Source organism: Pseudomonas sp. UBA5706 (assembly GCF_002419965.1).
In the GTDB taxonomy this organism is placed as follows: Bacteria; Pseudomonadota; Gammaproteobacteria; order Pseudomonadales; family Pseudomonadaceae; genus Aquipseudomonas.
In genome coordinates, this window is sequence record NZ_DIHC01000007.1 from 32,341 (window position 1) to 58,592 (window position 26,252).

Consider the following 26,252-nt stretch of genomic DNA (forward strand, 5'->3'; position numbering starts at 1 on the left):
ATCAATTACCCCAACAACGAAGATTCGGCAGTACGCACATCCAGCCATGTACGCAGTTCGGAAAAATGCTCGATCGCCAGCCGCGGCTCGTATTGCAATAGAGAGTCCAGCGCCTGGGCACCGTAACCCACAGCCACCGAATCCATGCCTGCATTGCGCGCCATCAGCAGATCGAACGAGGCATCGCCGATCATCAGCGCCTTTTGCGGCGCAACACCACAGTGCTGCAGGATTTCATTAAGCATCAGCGGGTCTGGCTTGCTGGCGGTTTCATCGGCAGCACGAGTAGCGTCGAAATAATCGATCCAGCCGTGAGCATTAAGCACGCGATCCAGCCCGCGTCGAGCCTTGCCGGTTGCCACCGCCATGCGATAGCCCTGGGCACGAAACGCCTCCAGCGACTCCAACACACCATCGAACAGTGCCGAGGGCTCTGCATCCATGGACATGTAGCTGTCGACATAGTGCTGGCGAAAATCTATCAGGTCATTGCTCGTGATATCCGGGTAGAGCGTACGAATCGCCTCAGGTAGTCCCAGACCGATAATGCCTTTGATAGCAAGATCGTCGCATACGGGGCGCCCGGCAAGCCTGGCGGCCTGGTGCATCGCATCGACGATACGACCAATGGAATCGGACAGCGTGCCATCCCAATCGAATATCAGCAATTGGTAATCAGGGCGCACTCAACAGTCGCTCCACGGTCTTGGCCCACATCTCATCGACGGGCGCTTCCAGTTTCAGCTCGCCACCATCAGGCAGCGGCACGGTCAGGGCATAAGCGTGCAGGAATAGCCGTTTGCCACCCAGGTCGCGAATTTCGCGAGTGAAGTCTTCATCGCCGTATTTGCTGTCACCGGCGATGCTATGGCCAGCGTGCAATGCGTGCACACGAATCTGATGGGTACGCCCGGTGATCGGACGCGCCTCCACCATGGTCGCGAAATCGCCGAAGCGGCGCAGCACCTTGAACAGGGTCAGCGCTTCCTTGCCTTCTTCATTGACTTCGACCATGCGCTCGCCAGAGCGCAGGTTGCTCTTGAGCAGTGGCGCGCGAACCTGCTTCTGCGAGGTCGGCCAGTTGCCACGAACCAGCGCCATGTAACGCTTGTCGACGCCATCGCCGCGCAATTGCTCGTGCAGATGACGCAGCATGCTGCGTTTCTTGGCGATCATCAGCAGACCGGAGGTATCGCGGTCCAGGCGGTGGACCAGCTCCAGCTCTTTTGCGTCCGGACGCAACTGACGAAAGGCTTCGATGACACCGAAACTCAGGCCACTGCCGCCATGAACCGCGATACCCGCGGGTTTGTTGAGCACAATCAGGCCTTTGTCTTCATGCACGATGGCTGCCTCCAGACGCTGCAGCAAGCCTTGGGCGACTGGCACAGGCTCGTCCCGCTCAGGCACCCGGACAGGTGGAACGCGCACGATGTCGCCAGCCTGAAGCTTGTACTCGGGCTTGATCCGCCCTTTGTTCACACGCACCTCGCCTTTGCGCAATATGCGGTAAATCAAGGTCTTGGGAACGCCCTTGAGGTACGTGATCAGAAAATTATCGATGCGTTGACCGGCAAGTTCCGGCGCAACCTCTACCAGCTGAACGCCGGGGGTTGGGGGGGTGATATTCGTCATGGCGCAAATCATAACAATTTTTTATGGATTTGAAGCACTTAATGATTGCTGCTATAGTCGCGAACGCCGCCAAAAGCGGCCTGGGCAGAGGATAAACGGTATGACAGCCGGCCCTGACCAACGCAATTCACGAGGGCGCGAGGCCGTCCTACGAGGCTTTCGGTGACAACGGAAGATCAGTGAGCGTAACGAGCGCAGGTGACATGAGGCCTGAAACAAGCCCGATCGCAGAGTGAATCACTCGCCATCGAGGCCCACGTTCAAGGCCAGTTCACAAAGTGCAGTCGCTGGCGATCGCTCCGGGCGAATGTTTCGGAAACCACGCCTTAATTTGAGCCATGAGGCGCGAACTTCCCACCGAAGCTCGCGTAAATGCAAACCCGCTGCGGATTCAGCGCGCGGCAGCACCCGAATTATCAGGGATACGTGTGGGGTGGAGACGCACAACCGTCGGACTGTGTAGCAAAAGGTTTTATTCAAGACGCTTCATATCGTCCGCTACCGATGGTTGATTCCTCCTCCTGACAAAGCTTTTGCTGACAGGGTGTCATTTGTCACCACAGCAAGCAGGAAACGTCGTCGCGACTACGGCCCCGCTGGCCGGATATCGCTAGACACTGGAGTGTCCAAGCACTCCTGACGCGCCCTGACACCGACCGTGAGAAGTCGTGTGTGCCGAACGCCGTTTCCGGCAGCCCGGAAACCGACGGTACTACATGAAAAGAATGCTGATTAACGCAACTCAACCCGAAGAGTTGCGTGTTGCGCTGGTAGACGGCCAGCGCCTATACGACCTGGACATCGAATCCGGGGCCCGCGAGCAGAAGAAGGCCAACATCTATAAAGGCCGGATTACGCGTATCGAGCCGAGCCTTGAAGCGGCCTTCGTCGACTTCGGCTCCGAGCGCCATGGTTTTCTGCCGCTGAAAGAAATCTCCCGCGAATACTTCAAGAAATCCCCGGAAGGTCGCGTCAATATCAAGGACGTCCTGAGCGAAGGCCAGGAAGTCATCGTCCAGGTCGAGAAAGAAGAGCGTGGCAACAAGGGCGCAGCCCTGACCACCTTCATCAGCCTGGCCGGTCGTTACCTGGTGCTGATGCCGAACAATCCGCGCGCCGGCGGCATCTCCCGGCGCATCGAAGGCGAAGAGCGCAACGAACTGCGTGAAGCGCTCAATGGCCTGATCGCCCCGGCGGACATGGGCCTGATCGTGCGCACTGCCGGCCTTGGCCGCAGCAGCGAAGAAATGCAGTGGGACCTCGATTACCTGCTGCAACTGTGGACCGCCATCAAGGAAGCGTCCCTGGATCGCGCTGCTCCGTTCCTGATCTACCAGGAAAGCAACGTCATCATTCGCGCCATCCGCGACTACCTGCGCCAGGACATCGGCGAAGTGCTGATCGACAGCGTCGAAGCCCAGGAAGAAGCCCTGACCTTCATCCGCCAGGTAATGCCGCAGTACGCCAGCAAGATCAAGCTCTACGAAGACAGCGTTCCGCTGTTCAACCGCTTCCAGATCGAAAGCCAGATCGAAACCGCCTTCCAGCGTGTGGTCGAACTGCCTTCCGGTGGTTCCATCGTCATCGATCCGACCGAAGCCCTGGTGTCCATCGACATCAACTCGGCGCGCGCCACCAAAGGCAGCGACATCGAAGAGACCGCGCTGCAGACCAACCTTGAAGCGGCTGAGGAAATCGCCCGTCAATTGCGTCTGCGTGACATCGGCGGCCTGATCGTCATCGACTTCATCGACATGACTCCTGCCAAGAACCAGCGCGCGGTGGAAGAGAAAGTCCGCGAAAGCCTGGAAGCTGACCGCGCCCGCGTGCAGGTGGGTCGCATTTCACGCTTCGGCCTGCTGGAAATGTCCCGTCAACGCCTGCGCCCCTCCTTGGGCGAGAGCAGCGGCATTGTCTGCCCGCGTTGCAACGGTACCGGGATCATCCGTGACGTCGAGTCGCTGTCGCTGGCGATCCTGCGCCTGATCGAAGAAGAAGCCCTGAAAGACCGCACCGCTGAAGTACGCGCTCAGGTGCCGATCCCGGTCGCCGCATTCCTGCTCAACGAAAAACGCAACTCGATCACCAAGATCGAACTGCGCACTCGTGCACGTATCATCATTCTGCCGAACGATCACCTCGAAACGCCGCATTTCGAAGTGCAGCGTCTGCGCGATGACAGCCCGGAAGCCCACAGCCTGCAGTCCAGCTACGAAATCGCCGCGGCCGCAGCCGAAGTCGAAGAAGTGCAGCCAGCTGCCGCCACCCGCACCCTGGTTCGCCAGGAAGCTGCAGTCAAGACCGCCCCTGCACGCGCCAACGCTCCAGTACCGACCGAAATCGCCGCCGCACCGGTGGCACCGGCGCCTGTGGCCCATGAGCCAAGCCTGTTCAAAGGACTGGTTAAATCCTTGGTCAGCCTGTTCGCGACCAAGGAGGAGCCTATCGCCCCGGCCGTCGTGGTTGAGAAACCGGCCGCCGAGCGCCCTGCCCGCAACGAAGAGCGTCGCAACGGTCGCCAGCAGAGCCGCAGCCGTAACGGTCGCCGCGATGAAGAGCGCAAGCCACGTGAAGAGCGTGCACCGCGTGAAGAACGTGCTGCCCGTGAACCACGTGAAAACCGTGACGAAACGGTTGCGCCGCGCGAAGAGCGTCCGGCACGTGCCGAACGCGCCCCTCGCGCTGGCCGTGAGGATCGCAAGCCTCGCGAAGAACGCGTACGTGAACTGCGCGAACCACTGGACGCGGCTCCGGCTGTCAATGTGCCTCGTGAAGAACGTCCAGAGCGCGCACCGCGTGAAGAACGCCAGCCGCGTCCACCACGTGAAGAACGTCAACCACGTGCCGAACAGGTTGCAGCCATCGCCGATGACGAAACACTGCTGAACAACGAAGAGCAGCAGGATGACAATCAGGAGCATGCCGAAGGTGATCGTCCTCGTCGTCGTTCCCGTGGGCAGCGTCGTCGCAGCAACCGCCGTGAACGCCAGCGTGATGCCAACGGTGACGTCATCGAAGGCGCGGAAGGTGAAGATGCGCAAGAGGCTCTGGAACCGTCGAACGAAGGTGCTAGCAGCGAAGGTAGCAGCGTAGAGATCGCAGCGGGCGTAGCTGTCACTGCTGCTGTCGCGCATACCGCGATCAGCGCCCCTGCAGAAGCTGACGCTAATCGTCAGGCCGAGCGCGCCACCGCATCGATCGATGCCCCTGCACCGGAAGCAGCCCCTGCCGAAACGGCTGAAACGCCAGTGGTACAAACACCGGTCGAGACGCCGGCCGTCGAGAGCCCGGTTGCGGAAGAGCAAGCTGCCACCACCCAACGTTCGGTTATGCCGGAGGTTGAGGTGGCGCAGTTTGACGCTTCTCTGAGCCCGTTCGAGCGTCAGGTGAAAGCTGCAGCCGAAGCTGAGCAAACCGACGTCCCGGCTGCGGAACAGGCGCCTGTTGTCGTTGAGGCTCCAACTGCCACTCACGCTCCTGTAGAAGTACCAGCTCCAGCTGCCGTAGCCGAAGCGCCATTAGCGTCTACAGAAACGCCGAAAGCTGCTGAGCCGGTTGCAGAGCCAGTCGCCGAACATCCGGTGGTGAAAACTCCGGTCGTCGAGGCACCTGCCCAGACTGCCGCGCCGGAAATCGTCGCAGCCCCGGTGGCGCTCGAAGCTGCTGCGGCCCCAGCGCCAGAGACGATTGAAAAGCCTGCCCAGCCAAAAGCCAGCAACGGTCGCGCGCCGAACGACCCTCGTGAGGTTCGCCGCCGTCGACTGGAGGCCGAGCGCTTGCAGAAAGAAGCGCAAGCCAACACCGCCACACCGCCAGAGTTCGACACCCCCGTCGCCACTCACGCCCCGGTCGCCGACGAGTCTGTCGCGCCGGTGCAGCATGCGGTTGCCGAGCACGCTGAAAAAGTCGAAGAGAACCAAGAGCCTAAGCCTCTTTCGTAATCTTCGGTAAATGAAAAGCCCCACCTGTGTGAGCAGGTGGGGCTTTTTTATGCCTGTCAGATGCTGTGCACGACGTCAGTGGCTAAGGCTTGAAATTCAAAGCCGATGGCACGTCCACATCCCACAACACGCCGGGGTCGACAACCATGATTTCTTTCACCGCGGCCCCTTGGAATAGGCGCTTCGCACCCTTCTCTCCCGCCAGGCCCATCAGTGCAGGACCGAATCGGCGACCAAACCCGACGGGATGTCCGAATTGCCCACGATGCACAGGCACGCTGATCGCGTCAGGCTCAATAGAGTCGGCCACGCGTTTGAGTGTATCCACATGAATAAAAGGCATGTCGCCTAGCACGATCAGCCAACCACTCTGGTCGGGCTCCGCCGAAACGGCAGTCGCAATACTGTCGCCCATGCCTGGCGAACCCAGCACCACCACCTTGCAGCCATGACGCAAGCCAAGCTCTGCAACGCTGGAGTAATGAGGACGCGTCAACAGCACGATCTTGTCGACCACCGGATGCACACTAAGCAGAACATGTTCGAGCACCGAGCGCTCGACGCCGTCACGCCCCGTGCATTGCGCCAGGAGCTTGTTGCAATGAGCACCTGCCACGCTTCGATAGCGGCTTCCCTGACCGGCGGCGAGGACAATGGCGCATAGGGTCTGACTCATGCTCTGCCTCTATTCGGGATCGTTCTTACGGCGCAGCGGCAAAGGCGACATTTTACAGCCGCTCAGTAGAGGTTAGGTTCCATTTCCAGCGAGACCCCGAAACGTTCGGAAATATCGACTTGAATCCGTTTTGCCAGGTTGAGCAAGTCACGCCCGGACGCTCCGCCGTAATTGACCAACACCAGCGACTGCTGCGCGTGGACACCGGCATCGCCGTCACGAAAACCCTTCCAGCCGGCCTGCTCGATGAGCCATCCCGCAGCCAGCTTCACCTGGCCGTCGGCTTGCGGATAAGCCACCACGCCGGGATAGGTTTCTCGGATGCGGGCTGCGACGTCGGCTGACACCAAGGGATTTTTGAAAAAACTACCGGCATTGCCCAGCACCGCTGGATCGGGCAGTTTCTCGCCGCGAATGGCGCAGATCGCCCGGCTGACGTGGATCGGCGTCGGCTCCTTGATCCCCTGCTGTTCAAGGCGCTGACGCACCGGACCGTAATCCAGCTTTAGGTGTGCGGTGAAGCTCAAACGAAAGCGCACTCGCAGGATCAGCCAGCGGCCAATCGAATGCTTGAACACGCTGTCGCGATAGCCGAAGGCACAGTCGGCCAGGGAAAACTCCCGCGTTTCACCGGTCTGTCGATCCAGCGCAATCAGGCTGTCGAAGACATCCTTCAACTCGACGCCATAAGCGCCGATATTCTGCATCGGTGCAGCGCCGACGGTACCTGGGATCAGGCTGAGGTTTTCCAGTCCCGACAATCCCCGCGCCAACATGTCCTGTACGAATGGATGCCAAGGCTCGCCGGCCTCCGCTTCGACGACCGCCATGCTGCAGTCTTCGCGGATGATGCGAATGCCACGACTGGCCATGCGTAGCACCAGCGCGTCGATGTCCTGAGTGAGCAGCAGGTTGCTGCCGCCGCCGATCACCAGCACCTCGACCTCGTGCTCCGCCGCATAGGCCAGAGCCTCTCGGACGTCCGCGTCGGTGTGGGCCTCGGCGAACAACCGAGCGCGTACATTCACACCGAAGGTATTGAACGGCTGGAGCGAAACGTGGGGTTGGACCTGCAGGCTCATGGGAGAACCTGCGCGAAAACGATGTGAATCCAGAGAGCCATGGCGTTCAGGCCTCCAGCAAGCGCCGGACGCGCTCCAGGTCTTCAGCGGTGTCGACACCGGCCGGTGGGGCTTCCAGTGCATCGGCGACGTGAATTCGTACGCCATGCCATAGGGCACGCAGCTGTTCGAGGTTCTCGGTGTTTTCCAGTGAGCATGGGCCCCAGCTGACGAAGTCATGCAGGAAACCGGCGCGATAGGCGTAGATGCCGATATGCCGCCGATATGGCACGCCTTCGGGCAACTGATCGCGGCTTTTGGCCAGGGCATCTCGCGCCCACGGCAGCGGTGCGCGGCTGAAGGTCAGGGCCAGACCATTGATGTCCGAGCTGACCTTGACCACGTTGGGGTTGAATAACGCGGTGACGTCGTCGATAGGCTCGGCCAATGTGGACATTCGTGCTTCAGGGTGCAAGGCCAGATTATCGGCCACTTGATCAATCACCGCTGGCGGAATCATCGGCTCGTCGCCTTGCACGTTAACCACGATGGCGTCATGGGCCAACCCTAGCAGCGACGCGACTTCGGCCAGACGATCGGTGCCGGAGTTGTGGTCGTCACGGGTCATCAGCACGTCGGCGCCGAACGCCTGGCAGGCCTTGACGATGCGCTGATCATCAGTGGCCACCACAACGCGCTGGGCACTGCTCTTGCGTGCCTGTTCCCAGACGTGCTGGATCATCGGCTTGCCGGCGATGGTTTCCAGCGGCTTGCCTGGAAAGCGGCTGGAGCCATAGCGTGCAGGGATGACGACGGTGAACGCTGCTGTCATTTGTCCAGACGCTCGTCAGTGGTCAGGGTGCGCGCTTCGCTTTCCAGCATCACTGGAATGCCGTCGCGAATTGGATAAGCCAAGCCTGCGCCTTTGCTGATCAGCTCGGTTTTGTCGGCGCTGAGCTTGAGCGGACCTTTGCAGATCGGGCAAGCGAGAATGTCGAGCAATTTGGTGTCCATAAAAAATCCTGAGCGAGTCATGGCAGAAGCCGGGTTAACTGCGAATCGAACCAACTGACGAACGCCGCGGACGGCACGGCCTCAACGGCCAGGTACCACCAGTCGGGCGCCGCGAAGGAGGTGCATTTTACGGCGTCTTTTTCGGTCATGACCAACGGCAGGGTCGGCGTGAACGCTAACGCCGATGCGCTGAACTGGGCATGATCGGCGAACGCATGGGGAACAGGCCGCCAGTGTAGTCCTTCGAGGGTGTTGAAGAAACGTTGCGGATTACCGATTCCAGCCACTGCATGCAGCGCCTGCCCGGCCGGAAAATAACTCACGGGTTGACGCTCGCCAGTGAGCACGTTCACCAGCGCAGCGGGCTGTAATGTGAAGGCGTAACCATCGTCGCGGTCTTTGCTGGCGCCGTTGTACAGCAGGGCATCTACGCTGCGCAGGCGCTCTACGGGCTCGCGCAACGGCCCGGCAGGCAGGCATCGGCGATTTCCCAGTCCTCGGGCGGCGTCGATCAGCACCAGCTCCAGGTCCCGGGCGAGGCGATAGTGCTGCAGGCCATCGTCAGACAGAATCAGATCCAGTGGCTCTTCGGCCAGCAGCGCGCGCACGGCCTGGGAACGATCAGGATCGATCATCAGCGGCACCCCGGTGCGCTTGACGATCAACAGGGGCTCGTCACCGGCCTGATCGGCGCTTTGCCGTGCCAGCACGCGCCACGGCAGGCTTGGCGGCTCGGCGCCATAGCCGCGACTGACCACGCCGACCCGCAGGCCCTGCTTGCGACAATGTTCGATCATCCACAGGATCAGCGGCGTCTTTCCGGTGCCGCCAACCGTGATGTTGCCGACGACGATGACCGGCACCGGAGCTCGGTAGATAGTGCCCTGCCCGGCAACGAAACGCGCCCGCTTGCCCATGACCACGCGGCGATACAAGGCTTCCGCCGGCCGCAACAGCGTCAGCGCCGGATGGCCGTTGTACCAGGCGTCAAGCAAGCGGTCAGTCAGTGCCATCAGTTAGCCGATGCGGCCTCGACGGTGGTCATGCGCAAATGGGCGAAACCCAGCTTGCCCGCGGCATCCATCGCCGTGATCACGGCCTGGTGCGGGGTCTTGCCGTCGGCGCTGATGGATAATGGCAGGCTGGTGTCGCCAGCCGACTCTTTCTGCAGCGCGTCGATCAGGGTTTGCAGCTTGCTGTCGCCCAGCAGCGTGTTGTTTACCGAGTAGACGCCGTCGGCATCGATGGTGATGTCCAAGTGCTTTTTATCGACATCGTCGGCCGAGGCCCCTGTTACCGCTTGCGGCAGATCCACCCGCAGCTGGGTCTCGCGGGTAAAGGTGGTGGTCACCACGAAGAACAGCAACAGAATGAACACCACGTCGATCAGCGACACCAGATTGATGTCGATGGTCTCCCGTGGTTTGCGACGACGGAATTTCACTTCTTGCGACCCTCGCCCCGGGCGGCGGCCTTGAGGTCAGGCTTGGCGTCGGTCAGGTCGACATCGCGATCGCCCTGCACGACTTCTACAAGCTTGATCGCTTCCTGTTCCATGCCAACCACCAGTTCGTCGACGCGGCTTTGCAGGTAACGATGGAAGAAGATGGTCGGAATGGCGACGGTCAGGCCCGACGCGGTACAGATCAGCGCCTTGGCGATACCGCCAGCCAGCATGCCTGCGTTGCCGGTCATGCCGGTGCTGGTGAACGAGCTGAAGATGTCGATCATGCCCAGCACGGTGCCCAGCAGCCCCAGCAGCGGTGCCATTGCGGCGATGGTGCCGAGCGCAGGCAGGTAGCGTTCCAGTTCGTGGATGACTCGCGCCGCGGCCTCTTCAATGCACTCTTTCATGATTTCGCGACCATGACGGGAGTTGGCCAGGCCTGCAGCAAGGATTTCACCCAACGGCGAATCGGCGCGCAGTTCCTTGAGTTTGTCGCTGCTCAGTTGCTTGTCCTGAATCCAGCGCCACACCTGGCCGAGCAGATGCGGTGGCGTGATGCGGCTGGCGCGCAGGGTCCATAGACGCTCGATTATGATCCCGACGGCGGCGATGGAACTCAAAATGATCGGCAGCATCATCCAGCCACCCGATTTGACCAGCTCCCACACAGCGACCACCCCCCGTAAAAAAGTGGCGCTACTCTAACATACGGTCGGCGCCTCGCATCGCCGACTCGTCAACGCCGATGAATAACCGCCCTTTCATTCGCGCCAGAAGCGGCGCACGGCGCGCTCGCTGCGCACTTCGCCGAACGTCCCTAATTGCAAGGTAATGGCGCCGACTTCGGCACTGTCGTGCACCTCCAGGTCCAGCCAGCGATAACGCGACATGACCAGCGGATGCGGATGGCCGAACGCGTTGTTGCGGCCCCGGGAAATCAGCACCCCACGAGGAGAAACGGCCTGCAGGAATCGCTTCGACGATGAGCTACGGCTACCGTGATGGGGCGACTGCAACCAATGGGCGCGCACGTCGAACCCCTGCTCCAGCATTGCGCGCTCGGCGTGGACGTCGATGTCACCGGTCAACAACAGACGCTCGCCGCCCGCGTCGACACTCAGCACGCATGACGCCTGGTTGCCTGGCGCGGCATCCTCCCAGATCCAGGTGGCGAAGGTCACTTGGTCCCACGTCCAGGTCTCGCCATTTCGACACCGCTGCACCGCCAATGCTGGCGGCATTCGCTCGGTATCACCGCCCAGGACCCGCGTCACCGGTAACGCCTGCCGGATCGCTGACGCCCCTCCGGCATGGTCGGCATCGGCGTGGCTGAGCAGCATGAGGTCCAACTGCCTGACGCCTGCGCGACGAATCGCCGGCAGTACCACGCGCTCGCCAATGTCAAAATCGCCGAAGCGCGGACCGGCGTCATACAGCAGTGTGTGATCGCGGGTACGCAGCAGGATTGCCAGGCCCTGGCCCACGTCCAGTTGCAGCACCTCGACTTCGCCCAAGGGGATATTTTTTTGCGGTGCGAACACGCACAGCAGCAGCATCGGCCAACCCAGCGGGCGCAACGGCACGCCAGTGGGCAGCAATAACATGAGCGTGCCGAGCAGGCTCAGCGGCCAAACCCAGGCCGGCACGGCAGGGCCGGTCCACGCGGGGACGAAGCCCGCCATGACGCTTAGAAAGTGGAACAGACCATGCATCGAACCGCCGGCAAGCCAGAGCAATGTTTCGCCAATGGGAGCCAGTGCCAGCAAAAGCGTGCCGAACAGCGCCAGCGGCAGGATGAAGACGCTGACCCAGGGCACCGCGATCAAATTCACCAGTGGGCCGCTCAGGCTGACGGGCAGGCTCAGTGCCAGCAGTACCGGCAGCAACCCCAGTGCGATCAGCCATTGCGCCCGCGTCCAACTGCGCAGCCAGCTCCAGGCGCCCAGGCGGGCGCTGAAAATCAGCATCAGAATCGCCACCGCGCCGAAGGACAGCCAGAAACCCGGACGCAGGGTAATCAGGGGTTCGGCGACCAGCACCAGATTCAGCGCGATCAACAACGGCATAACCACGCCAAGATGGCGAAAACGTACGCGCCAGAGAAGTACCAGCCCAAGCATCACACAGGCACGCTGCACCGGCACTTCAAACCCGGCGAGAAAGCCGTAAGCCAATGCGCCGCTCAACGCCAGCGCGCACGCACAGGGCAGCCAGGGCAGCCACCGCGGCCAAAGGCCCCAGCGTGCCAATCCCGCGACCAAGCCATAGAGCAGACCGGCGAGCAGACCAATGTGGGTGCCGGAAATCACCAGGAGATGCACGGTCCCGGTGTCCTGTAACACCTGCCAATCAGCAGGACTCAAGCCCGAATCATCACCCAGCACCAGCGCCGTCAGCCCGCCTTCATACCCCTGTGCGTCGACAGCCAATATGCGTTGCCGGATCCGCTCACGCCAAGGCTGTTCGGCCGGTTTGAGCAATTGCCCGTCGACCACCGTACCCGTTGCACCGATACGTTGCGCCAGCAGCCAGGCTTCATAATCGAAGGCGCCGGGATTGACCAAGCCGCCCGGGCGCTTGAGCTTGACCGCCAGGCGCCAGTGCTCGCCACTGCTCAGCGTCGGGCCGCCATACCAGGCAATGCGCATCCGCTGGGGCAAGCGGGTGCGACGCGAGACCGGGTCTTGCAGCTGAAAACGCACCACACCGTTGACGTTTTGAGGCAAGCCCACGACCTTGCCTTCAAGCCAAAGCGTCTTACCGTCGAATCGTTCGGGCAGGCGGTCGTCCAATGCGGACTTGGCCGACACACAGGCCCAGGTCAACCCGAACAGGAACAACGCCAGCGGGTAGCTGCGAAACGGCAGCAGCATCAGCGCGACCACCGGCATCATCAGCATCAACCAGACCGGCGGCAATACCGGCAAAAAGCGCATGGCCAGCATTCCCAGTGCAAGCGCCACCATCCCTGTGCGCATGAGACTTCCCTTATCGACCGATGAAATTCACCCTCATGACTTAGCGCATTGATCGGGGCGCGCATTTATTAATTGTCACAATGTCTGAATTTCCATCCGCGCCTATCCATGCATACTTGCCCGAACTCCCCGCCCAAAGCCCCGGATTTCCTGTATGCCACGTCACCTGATCAAGCGATACATGCCCGATCCGAAGCGCATCAGGGAACATAAATCCTTACGTTTTCTCGGCACACTGCTGCACGACCCCAACCTGTGGCACCTCAATCGTCGTTCGGTGGCCAGGGCCATGGGCATCGGTCTGTTCGCAGCCCTGATGCCGATGCCCTTGCAGATGTTGTTGGCCGCTCTTCTGGCGATCCGGGTGCGCGCCAATATGCCGATTGCCGTGAGCCTATGCTGGCTGACCAACCCGCTAACCATGCCGCCGGTGTTCTATTGCACCTACAAACTCGGCGCGTTGCTGATGGGCGTGCCACCGCGCGCCTTTGCGCAGGAGCTGAATTGGGACTGGATCAGCGGACAGCTGGCGACGCTGTGGCAGCCGCTTCTGCTGGGCTCGGTGGTTGCGGGCGTTGTGCTGGGCCTGGTGGGATATTTTGGAACAATGGCGTACTGGCGCTGGTGGGTGGGGCGGCAGTGGAAAGCGCGCAGGCAAGCTCGCAAGCGCTTGTAAAGGTCGGCTTGCCGACGATGCGTCCTGGTCACCGTCAACAAGCCGGACTGTGCTACAGCTCATGCGGCGCGCCGGACATCGAGCAGGCCGCAGTCGGTGCGTTCGGCTATTGCCGCATGCCGCGCCCGCTGACCAACAACCGTGCGCAGCCCAAATACAGGACGATGGTCGCGATGACCATGAACGCCAAGGCTACGCTGATCTTGATATCCGATACGCCCAGAATGCCGAATCGGAAGGCGTTCACCATGTGCAGCACCGGGTTGGCCAGCGACACGGTCTGCCAGAACGGCGGCAGCAGGTTGATCGAGTAAAACACCCCGCCCAGATAGGTCAGCGGCGTCAACACGAAGGTCGGGATGATCGAGATGTCGTCGAAATTACGTGCAAACACGGCGTTGATGAAGCCCAGCAGCGAGAAGATCGTCGCCGTCAACACCACCACCACAATGGTGACGCCCAAATGATGAACCTGCAGATCAGTGAAAAACATCGACAGGAGGGTAACGATGACCCCTACCATCAAGCCGCGCAGCATGCCGCCCAAGGCGTAACCGATCAAGATCGTGTGCGGGGATACCGGCGAAACCATCAGTTCCTCCACCGAACGTTGGAACTTGGCACCGAAGAAGCTGGACACCACGTTGCCGTAGGAGTTGGTGATGACCGACATCATGATCAGCCCCGGCACGATGTACTGCATGTAGGTGAAACCACCCATGTCGCCAATCTGCCGGCCAATCAGGTTGCCGAAGATCACGAAGTACAGAACCATGGTGATCGCCGGCGGCAGCAGGGTCTGCGGCCAGATCCGCACGAAACGGCGGACTTCACGGTAGACAATGGTATTCAAGGCGACCAGGTTGGGGCGCAGTTCCGAACTCATATCGCCACCTTCGCCAGATTTTTCTCGACCAGGCCCACGAACAACTCCTCAAGCCGATTGGTTTTATTGCGCAGGCTTAGCACCTGAACGTTCTGCAGCGCCAGTTGTGCGAACAGCGCGGTGATGCCAATGGTCTTATCGACCTGCACTTCCAGCGTGTGCTCATCTACCAGCCGTGACGGGTAGCCTGCCAGCTGCGGCGCGCTGTGCATCGGATCTTTCAGGTCCAGCAAGAAGGTCTCGACGTACAGCTTGTTGAGCAGGGTCTTCATGCCGGTGTTTTCGATGATGGTGCCGTGATCGATGATGCCGATATTGCGGCACAGCTGCTCAGCCTCTTCCAGATAGTGCGTGGTGAGGATGATGGTGATGCCCTTCTCGTTCAGCTCGGTGAGAAAGGTCCACATCGAACGGCGCAGTTCGATATCAACGCCTGCGGTCGGTTCGTCGAGGATCAACAGGCGCGGCTCGTGGATGAGTGCGCGGGCGATCATCAAACGCCGCTTCATGCCGCCGGACAACGAACGCGACGGCACATCGCGTTTGTCCCACAACCCCAACTGGGTCAGGTACTGCTCGGCGCGCTCCTTGGCGATCTTTGGCGGGATGCCGTAGTAGCCCGCCTGCGTCACGACGATGTCGAAGGTCTTCTCGAACTGGTTGAAGTTGAATTCCTGGGGCACCACGCCGATCGAGCGCTTGAGCTGCGCAGGATTGCGATCCAGGTCATGACCGAAGATGTTCACCGTGCCCGTGGTTTTGTTGACCAGGGTCGAAATGATCCCGATGGTGGTGGATTTGCCGGCACCGTTGGGGCCGAGCAAAGCGAAGAAATCACCCTCGGCGACGTCCAGATCGATGCCCTTGAGGGCCTGGAAACCGTTGCCGTAGGTCTTGGTTAGCTGCCGGATGGACAAAGCTGAACTCATGACTGAAAACACACCAATAATGAAAGAAGGGAAAAGACAAATACAAAGTCGGGCAGTCGCACTGACCTATCACGCAAACCGCTATTGCCGAAACGATCCGTTGCAAGCGGCGAAGAGGAACAATGTTGCGTGCCAGCGCCGTGCAAGTACAGCGAGTTCTATTGATAGTCGTTATTAATCTAACGCGGTCAGCGCCGTTCTCGTTCGACCGCAGCGTATCGCGAATGTTGAAGGAATATCATGCTGCTTGATTTGCATGCGCTGGCGGCGCTTGCAGGCATATACCTGCGGTCCGCAGTCTAACCCGACAGCAGCGCCCGGGGGTATTCGAGCCACATGTAAAAGCGCATCGGCCAGCGCTCGAACTCCTCCACAGCCACGGGGTCACTATCGATGCGCGGGCCAGAGCGGCTGCTCGCGATGTCGATGGCGTTCAATTTCGCCATCATCCTGGAGGGATTCTTATGCTGGTGTTGTGGATCGTGGTTTTGGTAATCGGCGTGGCCTGGCTGGCCCATCGGCGCGTTGCCGCTTTTCCTGCCTTGGGCATCGTGGCGGTGTACCTGCTGGCGATGGGTACGTTCAGTCATGCCCATGGCTGGATGATCATCCCGTGGCTGCTGTGGCTGTCCGTTGCGCTGCCCCTGGCCTTGCCTGATCTGCGGCGCAAATATTTCAGCACGCCGATGTTCGCCTGGTTTCAGAAAGTGCTGCCGCCGATGTCCGCTACCGAGCGCGATGCCATCGATGCAGGCACGGTGTGGTGGGACGGCGAACTGTTCAGCGGTCGGCCCAATTGGGACACCCTGCTTGCCTACCCGAAGAGCCAACTGACCGAGGAAGAACAAGCCTTTATCGACGGGCCGACCAATGAACTTTGCGCGCTGGTCAGCGACTGGGAAATCGGTCAGGCCATGGACCTTCCACCCCAAGCCTGGGCACACATCAAGGAACACGGCTTTTTCGCCCTGATCATTCCCAAGGAATACGGCGGCAAGGGTTTTTCAGCCTACGCCCACTCCCAGGTGGCGATGAAACTGGCGACCCGCAGCGGCGACCTCGCCTCCACCGTGATGGTGCCCAACTCTCTGGGCCCTGCTGAGCTGTTGCTGCATTACGGCACCGACGCGCAACGCAACCATTACCTGCCGCGCCTGGCACGTGGGGACGATATCCCCTGCTTTGCCCTTACCGGACCACTGGCGGGTTCGGATGCCGGTGCAATGCCTGACACCGGTATTATCTGCAAGGGCCAGTGGCAGGGCGAAGAAGTCATCGGCCTGCGCCTGAATTGGGAAAAGCGCTACATCACCCTTGGCCCGGTCGCGACCCTGCTCGGCCTGGCCTTTAAGGCGTTCGACCCTGAGCATCTGTTAGGCGAGCAGGAAGACCTGGGCATCAGCCTGGCGCTGATCCCGACCGACACGCCCGGCGTGGAAATCGGTCGTCGTCACCTGCCGTTGGGGGCGGCCTTCATGAACGGCCCCAACGCTGGCAAGGACGTGTTCATCCCTCTGGACTACCTGATCGGGGGTCAGGACATGCTGGGCAAGGGCTGGATGATGCTGATGAATTGCCTGTCAGTGGGTCGTTCGATTTCCCTTCCGGCGGTCGGCACCGGCGCCGCCAAATACACCAGTCTGGTGACCGGCCAGTACACCCGGATTCGCGAACAATTCAACGTACCGCTGGCCGCTTTCGAAGGCATTCAGGAGTCCTTGGCACGCATTGGCGGCAACGCTTGGTTGATGGACAGCGCTCGAATGTTGACGGCCAATGCCGTGGACCTGGGCGAGAAACCCTCGGTGTTGTCGGCGATTTTGAAATACCACCTCACCGAACGTGGTCGCGAGTGCATCACCCACGCGATGGATGTGCACGGCGGCAAGGGCATCATCATGGGCCCGAACAATTATCTGGGTCGTTCGTGGCAAGGCGCGCCGATCTTCATTACGGTCGAAGGCGCGAACATTCTGTCGCGCAACCTAATGATCTTCGGTCAAGGCGCCATCCGCTGCCATCCCTTCGTGCTGAAGGAAATGGCCTTGGCGGGACGTGAGGATCATGACCGCGCGGTGGTTGAGTTCGATGACCTGCTGCTGCAACACATCGGCTTTGCGGTGCGCAACGCGGCCAGCACACTGGTTCTCAACCTGGGGCTCGGTCATTTCGAACGCATGCCAGGGGACAGCCTGAGCCAGGGCTATTTCCGCGCGCTCAACCGTCAGGCGGCGGCTTTCGCCATGCTCGCCGACTTGAGCATGATGCTGCTGGGCGGCGAACTGAAACGCCGCGAGCGACTGTCGGCCCGGCTTGGCGATGTGTTGAGCCATCTGTACCTGGCGTCAGCGGCCCTCAAGCGTTTCCATGATCTTGACTATCCCGAAGCACTGATTCCGCTGTTTCGCTGGTCCATGGAGGAGGCGCTCGGCGAGTCGGAGCGCGCATTGGACGAACTGCTCACCAACTTCCCGAACCGGATTTTCGGCACTCTGCTGCGGGTCATCGTGTTCCCGCTGGGCCGTCGGCACAAAGGCCCGTCGGATGCGCTGGATGCCCAGGTTGCGGAAATCATCGGCCACAGCAAGGGCGACCCGGCACTGGAGTCGGTGCTCACGGGCTGCTATCGCCCGACCTCGGCAAGCGATCCGGTGGGCGCGCTGCAGCATGCAGCGGATCTGCTGGGTGATGCCAAGGCCCTGCATACCAAGCTGCATCAGGGCATCAAGAGCGGTCAGGTGAAGGCCACTGGAGGCGAGCACCTGATCGATGCGGCGCTCAATGCAGGCGTGCTTCAGCCGGCCGAGGCCGAGAAATTACGCACCGCCGAAGCGGCGCGACGCAAAGTGATCGATGTCGATGATTTTGATAAACAGGCATTGACCGCCACTGAAGGCAAGATTCGCTGACGGACGACAGCAGCACCTGTGCAACAGTAAGGCCAGTCGGCGACAGTGCCCGCAAGGACGCCACCGCCGGCAAGCCGTGCTGCTACAGGTAAAACGACGCTCGCACCCTCCAATACCGCTCTAGCGTGCACATCCGCCGAAGACTGTCCTACACTCCCTGATAACAACAAGAAAACACCAAGGGGACGCATCATGATCGACCAACGCATGACTCACCGCTGCCTGCTCGCTGAAATTGCCTCGGGGGAAAATCGTTACAGTGGCAAACCTGCCCAGACTCTGCAGACTCTGTTGCTCATCGGTTTCGTCACGCGCCAACCCTGCCCTGACTACAGCTGCGGCCTGGCCTTCACTCAGTTGGCCTTGACCGAGGCCGGGCATCGTTATCTGGCCGGTTTATGGCATTGAGCTGACGCGGCGAGCGCGACGGCCATCACCGCAGTCCTCATTGGGGTATCGGTGCCCTGCTCCGGGATCTATACTCTCGCGCCTGTTTTTGTCTCTAAGGACTTCATCATGGCCGACGCCAATCTCGACCGCACTCTCAACCTGCTAACGCACCTGCGCGGCATTCTGGTCGCGCTGGGTGAAGCCGAACAGGTGCCCGAAGAAAGTCACTCGCTGTTCCTGGAACGTTATGACGAGCTGATCGAGCTGCTGCCACGCGAACCGATCGAAAGCCAGTACCTGGGTCAGGACCTGCTGTGCCAGGTTATCCAGCGCTACCCGCAGATCGCCCATCTAGTGCCGCGCGACCTGCTCTGGTACTTCGGCGGCGACTGCCTGCACTTCATGCCCGACGAAGAAATCGACCTGTACACCGCGCTGGAGGAGCGCCGTTTCGAGGCCCAGGAGAACGAAGAACCGTTCGATTGGGATCAAGAGAAGCAGTTGCTGGCCATGGGGCAGGATGAGCCGCGACATTGATCCAGCGATGCCTGGCTCTGCGCTGAACCTGCACGACGCGCCGGCGGCAGCGATGTTAACGGCGCCACCGCAAGGCGGCACAAGCCAGTAAGCCCAGCAGTGGCTACTTCAACAACACCCCGTGCGCACTCGGGAATACCTCTCTATCCACCAGCCCTGAAACCTGTACCGCCTGCGGGAATATTTTCTTCGCCACGAACAGGTCATCGACCCCTTGCAACGCCGTGACGTCTGACGCCTCGACGGGCTGCAGCGACTCCACCCCCCAACCCTGCAAGCGCTGCGACACCGGCAAGGGCACGGTGTTGGCGCTGGAAAACACTTGGGCGTACTGCTCCGGATTGGCCTTGGCCCAGTCAAACGCCTTGGCCAGACGCTGCAGGACATCGTTGAGGGCCTGACGCTTGAGCGGGTCTGCCAGCGCCTCGTCCGACGCGGTTATAAAGGTCAGCCCCGTATTAATCCCCTCCCCGCTCAACAACAGCCGTGCGCCATTTTCCTCGGCGAACGCCTGATAGATGCCGAAGGTCGCCCAGGCGTCGATTTTGCCTGCGTGGAAGGCCGACAATGCATCGGTCGGCATGACGAAGCCAATATTGACCTCGGATTCCTTGACACCGGCATCTTCCAGCGCGCGAATCAGCAGGTACTGCGAGATGCTGCCCCGAGCCGAAGAAATCGAAACGCTACGGCCTTTGAGATCAGCCACGGTTCTGATGTCCGACTCAGGCGGCACCAGAATCCCGACGCTGCGTCCCTGACCGCGGCGCACGGCGACGATGCGCAGTGGCGTGCCTCCGGTCGCGGCCGCAAGTACCGGTGTATCACCAGCAGGGGCCAGATCCACCGCTCCGGCCCGTAACGCTTCGAATAGCGGCGCCGCGCCCTGGAAGTTGGCCCATTGGACCTGGTAGGGAATACCCTCCAAGGCTTTGGACGCGTCGACCACCGTGCGTAACCCCTTGGCCTGGTCACCGAGGATCAGCGTGACCTTCGACCAATCGACCGCCTCAGCGGCTGACACCTGTTGATTGCCCGTGTTATCGCAGCCGACCAGCGTCAGCGTGGTGAACCACAACAAAGCAGCGACACTCTGACGAGCCAAATTGCGACTGATAGAACCCATGCGCCGACATCCTTGTAGAACCCGTTGGAAAGCAGAAACGAACCCGCTCAAATAGCGCGCCCAAAGATGGGACTCATCCTAAGCGCATAAAAAAGCCTCGTGAAATGCCCAGTGGAAATAAGCTAATACTCAGCTTATTTGATATTTTTATCTTTTTTAATGCGTTGTTTTTATAATTAGCTTAGCGCCAGATCGAATTTCACAGCGCCGCGCCATACCCCTATGTTGCTGACAGGTCTCGGGCGACAGCCCGCGCTTCTTCGGTCCATAAAAGACAAGGTATTGCCCATGAGCGTTGAATTCATCGGTTACATCGCCACCCAGCCTTTCTCGGAAATTCACCCACGCAGTGGTCAGACGGTCCAACCTGAATACGTTGAAAAGGTCGCGCGTGCCCATGAAGAAGCCGGTTTTGATCGCGCGCTGGTGGCTTATCATTCCAACAGTCCGGACAGCGCATTCATTGCCGCCCATGCGGTCAGCGTGACCACGAAATTGAAGTTTCTGATCGCCCACCGTCCGGGTTTCATTTCGCCGACCGTAGCGGCCCGTCAATTCGCCACGCTGGACGTATTCAGTGGCGGGCGTACCGCCGTGCACATCATTACCGGCGGCGACGACCAAGAGCTGCGGGCCGACGGCAGCTTCATCGGCAAGGACGAACGCTATGCCCGTACCGACGAATATTTAAGCGTGGTACGTCAGGAATGGACGGCGCAAAAGCCGTTCGATCATCACGGCACCTATTACCAGGTCCAAGGCGCGCATTCACTGGTCAAATCGCCCCAGCAGCCACACATTCCGCTGTACTTCGGCGGCGCATCACAGGCGGCCATCGAGGTCGCGGGCAAGCACGCCGATGTGTATGCCTTGTGGGGTGAAACCTATGAGCAGGTCAGGGATATCGTCAAACAGGTTCGCGCCGAAGCGGCCAAGCATGGGCGCACGGTACGTTTCAGCCTGTCACTGCGGCCGATTCTGGCCGAGACCGAAGAACTGGCCTGGGCCCGCGCCGAGAACATTCTGGAGCGTGCCAAGGCGCTGGCGCAGGCGTCCGGAATTCCGCGTCGGGAACCCGCCAACGAGGGCTCCAAGCGTTTGCTTGCGGCGGCGGCCCAAGGGACACGTCTGGACAAACGTCTTTGGACAGGCATCGCCGGGCTGCTGGGCGCCAAAGGCAACTCGACCTCGCTGGTAGGCACTGCCGAGCAAGTGGCCGAGGCGTTGCTCGACTATTACGACCTGGGGATTACCACCTTTCTGATTCGGGGTTTCGACCCGTTGGAAGATGCGATCGATTACGGCAAGCAGCTTATCCCCTTGACCCGAGAACGGGTGGCCAGACGCGAGCGGGAAAGAAGTGAGAAAGTGGCCTGAGCAACGCAGCAATGGCAGCTAACGCTTTCGATTCTGGCCAACGGTCGTAGGTGCAAGCTTGCCTGTGACCTGCCGGGAACCGGCAACAAACCAGACACCTTGAATATGTGAGGCAAAAAGCATGCGGGATTTGCTGGTGCGGCGCGGCAGATCACGAGCCAGCGCGCGCCTGCGCCCTCCGGGCAGTAGCCAGATCGTGATCCGCTGAAAACGGTCTCTATTGCTGATACCCGGTGCCCTGCCGGTCCAGCTCGCGGATCAACGCATTCCAGTGCCGGGTCACGCCCGGCCCGGTGCCGCTTTTGAAGACCTTGGCCTGTTCTTCGACTTTGCTCACCACTTCCTGCGGCGGAAAGATCAGTTCGGCGTTGCCTGCCGCTTGCGCGGCGATCTGGATGTTGCAGGCGTATTCCAGGTTGTGCAGCAATTGAAAAGCGTGCTCCACGCTAAGCCCCGCAGTGAGCAGGCCATGGTTGCGCAGGATCATCACATGCTTGTCGCCCAGATCCGCCACCAGCCGCTCGCGCTCACCCAGGTCTTGGGCGATGCCTTCATAACCGTGATAGGCCACGCGCCCTGAAAAACCGAGGGAATGCTGAGAGATCAGGAGCAGGCCGTTCTTCTGCGCCGACACCGCGACGCCATCGCGGGTATGCGTGTGCAGCACGGCTTGCAGGTCGGGTCGCGCTGCGTGAATGGCGCTGTGGATGACGTAGCCTGCATGGTTGATGCCCAGGCCGGTCGGGTCGTCGACGAGGGTGCCGTCGATGTCGACCTTGACCAGGTTGGACGCCGTGATTTCGTCGAACAGCAGCCCGAAGGCGTTGATCAGGAAGTGCTCTTCAGGGCCGGGCACGCGTGCCGAAAAGTGAGTGTAGATGTGGTCGGTCCAGCGCTTGTGCGCAGCGATGCGGTAGGCCGCTGCAAGCTTGACCCGTACCTCCCACTCTTCGGGGCTGACTCGATCACGCACATCGCTGGAACTGGTTTGAACGGGCAAAGCACTGACATGGCTCATGCATGACTCCCTGTGGGTGGTGACTAGACGTGTCAAGGGAGCCTATGCGCGTCGGAAAACGTTTAACAATCACATTTTCTTCTAAGCTAATTATCAATATTTTTCATTTCCACAGGGCCGGTTCACGCCGCCTGCCGCGCCTGCTTCAACGCATTGGCCACCAACGCACCGAAGCAAGCGACAGGAGCCTGGAGGTTGCCGAGAAACCGGGGATAGATCAGCCACAGATCCATCACCGGCTTGAAGTCCTTAAGAGGCACTATCGCCAGCAGTTCGCGGTGCGCGCTGCGCTCGAACAACGGACGCGGCACCAGACCCAGGCCCATGCCGTCAGCCACCAGCCCCAACTGCAGTTCAGTGCCAAAGGTTTCCAGATTAACCTTCATGCCCAGGCCTTGATCGGCCAGCGTACGCTGCAAGCCGGCCCGGAAGCCGCAGCCGTCCGGGTTCAGCACGAAGCCTTGGTCGTAACATTCAGCCAGCTTGATAGTTTTCTTCGGCAACCGGTCTTTTGCACAGACCACCACCAGCTCCATCTTGCCGATGGACTGACCAATGATGCCTTCGGGAAAAATCTTGCCGGCCGGGAATAATGCCGCCGCGGCATCGAGCTCGCCGTTTTCGATCTTGCCGATCAGATGACTGCCCCAGCCCGTGACCACCTGCGCCCGCAGATCTGGAAACTCCCCACGCAAGTGCTTTAGCGCATCGAGGAGCACCACATCACCTATGGTTTGCGGCACTCCCAGGCGCAGCAGGCCGCTGGGCGGGGTATCGCTCGCCACCAGTTCACGTAGCGAGTCCATTTCCCGCAGGATGGCCAAGCACTTCTGATAGACCTGCAGTCCCATCGCTGTGGGCTTGAGCGGCTTGGTATTGCGGTCGAACAATTCGACGCCCAATGCTTGCTCGAAATTCTGCACGCGGCGGGTAATCGCCGGCTGCGTCAGGTCCAGTGACTCGGCCGCGTGGCTGATCGACTGGCAGCGAATCACCGCCACGAAGGCATCGATTTCATCAATTTTCATTCGGTTCGCACATGGAAAAAGAGGGACAAGATAGGCAAAAAGCATAATTCCAAAACCGCTGGCTGGATACCCCGGTCACCTGCCCGAACGTTATGAAATGCGTTTTCGTTATAACCTAATCATCAATAAATAGCATATTAACTGCCGCCACTATGCTTATATTCATTTATCGAATCTGCCTTGGCGTTGATACGGAATGGACATGACCTCACCCCGACACCCTGAAAGACTCCGGGCTTTCATCGGCGCATTGGCCGAATTGATCGACAGCCATCCGCGCGAAGGTGATCTGCTGCATCGCGGGGGCAAATTGCTGGGGCAACTGGTGCGCTACGACGACTGGCTGCCCGAGCAATATGCCATCGCCGACGCTGCCCGATATCAGCAGTTTCTGCTGCACGCCGATTCGCGCCAGCGCTTCTCGATCGTCAGCTTTGTCTGGGGACCGGGGCAACGAACGCCTATTCACGATCATCGCGTCTGGGGACTGATCGGCATGTTGCGCGGCGCCGAGTATTCCCAAGGCTTTGCCCGAAGTGCTGACGGTCGCCTGGAGCCGGAAGGGGCAGCCGTGCGCCTTGAGCCCGGGCACGTCGAAGCGCTGTCACCGAGCAGCAATGACATCCATCAGGTCAGCAACGCCTACGATGACCAGGTATCGATCAGCATTCATGTCTACGGTGCCAATATCGGCGCGGTGGAGCGTGCCGTTTATCAACCCGACGGCAGCGAAAAACGATTCATCTCCGGCTATTCGAACGCCTACCTCCCGAACATCTGGGACCTGTCCAAAGAGAACCAAGCCTAATGACTCAAAGCACACGATCATTCGCCGATATTCGCAACGCGTTGCTGGCCGGTGAGGAAGTGGCTTTGGTGGACGTGCGTGAAGAAGCGCCGTTCGCCGAAGCCCACCCGCTGTTCGCTGCCAATATCCCGCTGTCGAAACTGGAGCTGGAAGTGCTGTCGCGCATCCCCCGCCGCGATACCGCCATCACGCTTTATGACAACGGCGAGGGCCTGGTTCAGCCAGCGCTGGCGCGCCTTGCGGATCTGGGTTACAGCGACGTCAAGGCGCTCGAAGGTGGCTTGCAGGGCTGGCGTGAGGCAGGTGGTGAACTGTTCATCGACGTCAACGTGCCGAGCAAGGCGTTTGGTGAGCTGGTGGAACACCATCGCCATACCCCGTCGCTGGCCGCCGAGGACGTAAAGCAACTGCTCGACAGCAAAGCCGATGTCGTGGTGCTCGACGCCCGGCGCTTCGACGAATACCAGACCATGAGTATTCCCACCGGCGTCAGCGTCCCCGGCGCCGAACTGGTATTGCGTGCCCGTGAGCTGGCGCCCGACCCCAAGACGCGCATCATCGTCAACTGCGCAGGCCGCACGCGCAGCATCATCGGCACGCAGTCATTGGTTAACGCCGGCCTGCCCAACCCGATCTGCGCCTTGCGCAATGGCACCATCGGCTGGTTGCTGGCAGGCCAGACGCTGGACCATGGCCAGGCGCGGCGCTTCCCTGCCGTCAGCGACAAGACGCTGGCGATTGCTCGTGCCGATGCCCGGAACGTGGCTGACAAGGCCGGAGTGAAACGCGGCAAGCGCAACGACCTGCATGCCTGGCAGGCCGAGACGACGCGCACCACATACCTGTTCGATGTGCGTACGCCGGAGGAGTTCGAAGCCGGCCATTTGCCCGGGGCTCGCTCAACACCAGGCGGCCAGTTGGTGCAGGAAACCGATCATTACGCCAGCGTGCGCGGCGCGCGGATTGCCTTGGCCGACGATGATGGGGTGCGGGCCAATATGTCAGCCTCGTGGTTGGCGCAGCTGGGTTGGGAAGTGTTTGTGCTTGACGACCTGCGGCGCCAGGACTTCAGCGAAAAAGGCCCATGGAATGCGCCCACGCCAACGCCGTGGCAAGTGGAGGAAATCAGCGCCGATACGCTGCGTCACTGGCAACAGCACGGCAGTGTGGCGGTTCTGGATTTCACCACCAGCGCCAACTACGTGAAGCAGCATATTCCCGGTGCCTGGTGGACCCTGCGCGCGGACCTGTCCAGCGCCTTGCGCAAAATCCCCGCCGCCGAGCAGTACGTGCTGACGTGTGGTAGCAGCAAGCTGGCGCGGCTGGCAGTGCCGGAAGTGGAGGCGCTGACGGGCAAACCGGTGTTTCTGCTCAAGGACGGCACGGCCAGCTGGATCGACGCCGGGTTGGCGCTGGAAAGCGGCGAAACCCACCTGGCCTCCCCGCGCATCGATCGCTACCGCCGTCCCTATGAAGGCACCGACGCCCCACGCGAAGCGATGCAGGCGTATCTGGACTGGGAGTTTGGGCTGGTGAAACAACTGGCTCGAGACGGCACCCACGGGTTCAACGTGATCTAGCCATTGCAGTACCAACTCATGGCTGCGCGGCGTGCAGACCGTGGCGACTGCAGATACGTCTGCGGCTGCCAGCCGCGTAGCCCTATCACACAAGGCGGCACAGCGGATTAGATGCAATAAATTCATATTATAGATTATTAAAAATTATTTATTAACATAATTAGCATATAACCAAAAGATACTTCTGCTGCGTTCCGTATAGGCTTAAGGTCATAAACCTAGGCCGCCCCCTCGCC

Annotated in this window: 24 protein-coding genes; 8 read left to right on the forward strand and 16 right to left on the reverse strand. The window is 60.6% G+C overall.

What is annotated here, in order from left to right; translation table 11 throughout:
- Nucleotides 1-5 precede the first annotated feature (5 nt).
- Nucleotides 6-686: an HAD-IA family hydrolase gene (locus B3I26_RS03590; RefSeq protein WP_296255129.1), complete on the reverse strand. Its 681-nt coding sequence runs from the start codon at nucleotides 684-686 to the stop codon at nucleotides 6-8.
- Nucleotides 676-1,635: a 23S rRNA pseudouridine(955/2504/2580) synthase RluC gene (gene rluC, locus B3I26_RS03595; RefSeq protein ID WP_296255130.1), complete on the reverse strand. Its 960-nt coding sequence runs from the start codon at nucleotides 1,633-1,635 to the stop codon at nucleotides 676-678. Before rluC ends, B3I26_RS03590 begins: the two co-directional genes overlap by 11 nt.
- Nucleotides 1,636-2,351: 716 nt before the next feature.
- Here rluC and rne point away from each other — a divergent pair.
- A complete protein-coding gene (gene rne, locus B3I26_RS03600) occupies nucleotides 2,352-5,576 on the forward strand; it encodes a ribonuclease E (protein ID WP_296255132.1) in 3,225 nt (1,074 codons plus the stop codon).
- An 82-nt stretch (nucleotides 5,577-5,658) separates the two neighbouring features.
- On the opposite strand, the gene B3I26_RS03605 is transcribed toward rne, so the two are convergent.
- The 8 genes from B3I26_RS03605 to B3I26_RS03640 all read right to left on the reverse strand — a co-directional run bounded on the left by B3I26_RS03605 (nucleotide 5,659) and on the right by B3I26_RS03640 (nucleotide 12,752).
- Nucleotides 5,659-6,252 (reverse strand): nucleotidyltransferase family protein, encoded by a 594-nt coding sequence (locus tag B3I26_RS03605; RefSeq protein ID WP_296255134.1) that lies wholly within the window; start codon nucleotides 6,250-6,252, stop codon nucleotides 5,659-5,661.
- Between the two features lie 62 nt (nucleotides 6,253-6,314).
- A complete protein-coding gene (gene murB / locus B3I26_RS03610; protein ID WP_296255135.1) occupies nucleotides 6,315-7,334 on the reverse strand; it encodes a UDP-N-acetylmuramate dehydrogenase in 1,020 nt (339 codons plus the stop codon).
- A 46-nt stretch (nucleotides 7,335-7,380) separates the two neighbouring features.
- Nucleotides 7,381-8,145, reverse strand: a complete 765-nt coding sequence (gene kdsB / locus B3I26_RS03615; RefSeq protein WP_296255136.1) for a 3-deoxy-manno-octulosonate cytidylyltransferase — start codon at nucleotides 8,143-8,145, stop codon at nucleotides 7,381-7,383.
- Nucleotides 8,142-8,327 carry a Trm112 family protein gene (locus B3I26_RS03620; protein WP_003174668.1) on the reverse strand — a complete coding sequence of 62 codons (186 nt, stop codon included), beginning with the start codon at nucleotides 8,325-8,327 and terminating at the stop codon, nucleotides 8,142-8,144. The genes kdsB and B3I26_RS03620 overlap by 4 nt, the downstream gene beginning before the upstream one ends.
- A 17-nt stretch (nucleotides 8,328-8,344) precedes the next feature.
- A complete protein-coding gene (lpxK, locus tag B3I26_RS03625) occupies nucleotides 8,345-9,340 on the reverse strand; it encodes a tetraacyldisaccharide 4'-kinase (protein ID WP_296255137.1) in 996 nt (331 codons plus the stop codon).
- A complete protein-coding gene (locus B3I26_RS03630) occupies nucleotides 9,340-9,771 on the reverse strand; it encodes an ExbD/TolR family protein (RefSeq protein ID WP_296255139.1) in 432 nt (143 codons plus the stop codon). Before B3I26_RS03630 ends, lpxK begins: the two co-directional genes overlap by 1 nt.
- The gene (locus tag B3I26_RS03635) at nucleotides 9,768-10,442 is read right to left on the reverse strand and encodes a MotA/TolQ/ExbB proton channel family protein (RefSeq protein WP_296255141.1); all 675 of its coding nucleotides are present in this window, start codon (nucleotides 10,440-10,442) and stop codon (nucleotides 9,768-9,770) included. The genes B3I26_RS03630 and B3I26_RS03635 overlap by 4 nt, the downstream gene beginning before the upstream one ends.
- A 93-nt stretch (nucleotides 10,443-10,535) precedes the next feature.
- Nucleotides 10,536-12,752, reverse strand: a complete 2,217-nt coding sequence (locus B3I26_RS03640) for a DNA internalization-related competence protein ComEC/Rec2 (RefSeq protein ID WP_296255143.1) — start codon at nucleotides 12,750-12,752, stop codon at nucleotides 10,536-10,538.
- A gap of 154 nt (nucleotides 12,753-12,906) precedes the next feature.
- Here B3I26_RS03640 and B3I26_RS03645 point away from each other — a divergent pair, with 154 nt between their 5' ends.
- On the forward strand, nucleotides 12,907-13,428 hold the full coding sequence (locus B3I26_RS03645; protein ID WP_296255144.1) for a DUF2062 domain-containing protein: 522 nt from the start codon (nucleotides 12,907-12,909) through the stop codon (nucleotides 13,426-13,428).
- Between the two features lie 106 nt (nucleotides 13,429-13,534).
- Here B3I26_RS03645 and B3I26_RS03650 read toward each other — a convergent pair whose 3' ends face one another.
- The 3 genes from B3I26_RS03650 to B3I26_RS03660 all read right to left on the reverse strand — a co-directional run bounded on the left by B3I26_RS03650 (nucleotide 13,535) and on the right by B3I26_RS03660 (nucleotide 15,692).
- Nucleotides 13,535-14,314 (reverse strand): ABC transporter permease, encoded by a 780-nt coding sequence (locus B3I26_RS03650; protein ID WP_296255146.1) that lies wholly within the window; start codon nucleotides 14,312-14,314, stop codon nucleotides 13,535-13,537.
- The gene (locus B3I26_RS03655; protein WP_296255147.1) at nucleotides 14,311-15,243 is read right to left on the reverse strand and encodes an ABC transporter ATP-binding protein; all 933 of its coding nucleotides are present in this window, start codon (nucleotides 15,241-15,243) and stop codon (nucleotides 14,311-14,313) included. Before B3I26_RS03655 ends, B3I26_RS03650 begins: the two co-directional genes overlap by 4 nt.
- 299 nt (nucleotides 15,244-15,542) lie before the next feature.
- Nucleotides 15,543-15,692: a hypothetical protein gene (locus B3I26_RS03660; protein ID WP_296255148.1), complete on the reverse strand. Its 150-nt coding sequence runs from the start codon at nucleotides 15,690-15,692 to the stop codon at nucleotides 15,543-15,545.
- Nucleotides 15,693-15,707: 15 nt separating this feature from the next.
- On the opposite strand from B3I26_RS03660, the gene B3I26_RS03665 reads away from it, so the two are divergent.
- From B3I26_RS03665 to B3I26_RS03675, 3 genes are all read left to right on the forward strand, one after another.
- A complete protein-coding gene (locus B3I26_RS03665; protein WP_296255150.1) occupies nucleotides 15,708-18,152 on the forward strand; it encodes an acyl-CoA dehydrogenase in 2,445 nt (814 codons plus the stop codon).
- A gap of 192 nt (nucleotides 18,153-18,344) precedes the next feature.
- Nucleotides 18,345-18,560 (forward strand): hypothetical protein, encoded by a 216-nt coding sequence (locus tag B3I26_RS03670; protein WP_296255151.1) that lies wholly within the window; start codon nucleotides 18,345-18,347, stop codon nucleotides 18,558-18,560.
- A 108-nt stretch (nucleotides 18,561-18,668) separates the two neighbouring features.
- Complete coding sequence (locus B3I26_RS03675) at nucleotides 18,669-19,079, forward strand: PA2817 family protein (RefSeq protein WP_296255152.1); 411 nt, start codon at nucleotides 18,669-18,671, stop codon at nucleotides 19,077-19,079.
- Nucleotides 19,080-19,182: 103 nt separating this feature from the next.
- Here B3I26_RS03675 and B3I26_RS03680 read toward each other — a convergent pair whose 3' ends face one another.
- On the reverse strand, nucleotides 19,183-20,205 hold the full coding sequence (locus tag B3I26_RS03680) for an ABC transporter substrate-binding protein (RefSeq protein ID WP_409522077.1): 1,023 nt from the start codon (nucleotides 20,203-20,205) through the stop codon (nucleotides 19,183-19,185).
- A 288-nt stretch (nucleotides 20,206-20,493) separates the two neighbouring features.
- Here B3I26_RS03680 and B3I26_RS03685 point away from each other — a divergent pair, with 288 nt between their 5' ends.
- Nucleotides 20,494-21,582: an LLM class flavin-dependent oxidoreductase gene (locus B3I26_RS03685; protein WP_296255154.1), complete on the forward strand. Its 1,089-nt coding sequence runs from the start codon at nucleotides 20,494-20,496 to the stop codon at nucleotides 21,580-21,582.
- Between the two features lie 217 nt (nucleotides 21,583-21,799).
- Here the strand turns inward: B3I26_RS03685 and B3I26_RS03690 are convergent, their stop codons facing one another.
- A complete protein-coding gene (locus B3I26_RS03690) occupies nucleotides 21,800-22,600 on the reverse strand; it encodes a class II aldolase/adducin family protein (protein WP_296255155.1) in 801 nt (266 codons plus the stop codon).
- Between the two features lie 122 nt (nucleotides 22,601-22,722).
- Entirely contained in the window at nucleotides 22,723-23,628 is a 906-nt protein-coding gene (locus tag B3I26_RS03695; protein ID WP_296255156.1) for a LysR family transcriptional regulator, read from the reverse strand.
- A gap of 202 nt (nucleotides 23,629-23,830) precedes the next feature.
- Here B3I26_RS03695 and B3I26_RS03700 point away from each other — a divergent pair, with 202 nt between their 5' ends.
- Both B3I26_RS03700 and B3I26_RS03705 read left to right on the forward strand, forming a co-directional pair.
- Nucleotides 23,831-24,436 carry a cysteine dioxygenase gene (locus B3I26_RS03700; protein ID WP_296255158.1) on the forward strand — a complete coding sequence of 202 codons (606 nt, stop codon included), beginning with the start codon at nucleotides 23,831-23,833 and terminating at the stop codon, nucleotides 24,434-24,436.
- Entirely contained in the window at nucleotides 24,436-26,016 is a 1,581-nt protein-coding gene (locus B3I26_RS03705) for a rhodanese-related sulfurtransferase (protein ID WP_296255159.1), read from the forward strand. Before B3I26_RS03700 ends, B3I26_RS03705 begins: the two co-directional genes overlap by 1 nt.
- Nucleotides 26,017-26,252: the final 236 nt, after the last annotated feature.